This window comes from Tsukamurella soli (assembly GCF_039541155.1).
GTDB classification, from domain to species: Bacteria; Actinomycetota; Actinomycetes; order Mycobacteriales; family Mycobacteriaceae; genus Tsukamurella; species Tsukamurella soli.
Map to the genome: position 1 here is coordinate 1 of NZ_BAABFR010000249.1, position 1,017 is coordinate 1,017.

General features: G+C 76.1%; 1 protein-coding gene. It reads right to left on the reverse strand.

What is annotated here, in order from left to right:
- The coding region (locus tag ABD908_RS27405; RefSeq protein ID WP_345002076.1) for a magnesium chelatase ATPase subunit I at nt 1-1,017 on the reverse strand (1,017 nt) is incomplete at both ends.

Here is a 1,017-nt window from a genome sequence, read left to right on the forward strand (position 1 = left end):
GGTCGCGCCGGTGCCGAGGCCCGGCACCGTCAGGCGCGTGACGGCGCGGTGGCGTGCGGTGGGGAGCGATCCGCTGTGGGGCGCGAGCGGGGACTGAGCGCCCTGCCCCGAGTCCGGGCGCGCGCCGCCGCCGTCGCTCGGCGGAGGAGCGTCCGTGGGCTCCGGGCGGCCGTCGGGGCCAGGCCCGTCCGGCTCGGGATCCGGGTCGTCGTCGCGCGCCGCATCCAGTGCGTCGTCGAGGGCCTGCTGGTCGAGGCCGGGCTCGTCGAACGGGTCGCGGCGCCGGCGGTGCGGCAGCGCGAGCTGGGCGGCGACGCGGACGTCGTCCTCGGTGACGGTATCGGTCCCGCGCCATGCCGCGTGCGCGACCGCGGCGCGGGCGATCACGAGGTCGGCGCGCATGCCGTCCACGTCGAACGCCGCGCATACGACGGCGATCCGGCGCAGCTCGGCGTCGGGCTGCGTCACCTGCCGCAGTCGGGCGCGCGCCGCCGCGATGTCGACGGTGAGCCGGGCGTCGGCGGCGGCATAGCGGGCCGCGAAGGTATCGGGGTCCGCCTCGAAGTCGAGGCGGCGGCGCATCACCTCGACGCGGATATCGACGTCCCGGGAGGCGTGCACGTCCACGGCGAGGCCGAACCGGTCGAGCAGCTGCGGCCGCAGCTCGCCCTCCTCCGGGTTCATGGTTCCCACCAGCACGAACCGGGCCGGATAGCTGCGCGAGACCCCATCGCGTTCGACGTTGACCTCGCCCATCGCGGCGGCGTCGAGCAGTACGTCCACGAGATGGTCCGAGAGCAGGTTCACCTCGTCGACGTAGAGGATGCCGCCGTCGGCGTCCGCGAGCAGGCCGGGCGTGAACGCCACCTGCCCGTCGCCGAGCACCTTGTGCAGGTCGAGCGAGCCGACCACGCGGTCCTCTGTGGCGCCGATCGGCAGTTCGACCAGCCGGGCGCCACCGCCGCCGCGCGCAGCCGCGCCGGCACCGTCGGGCCGGGGCACACCGGCTTCGTCGGG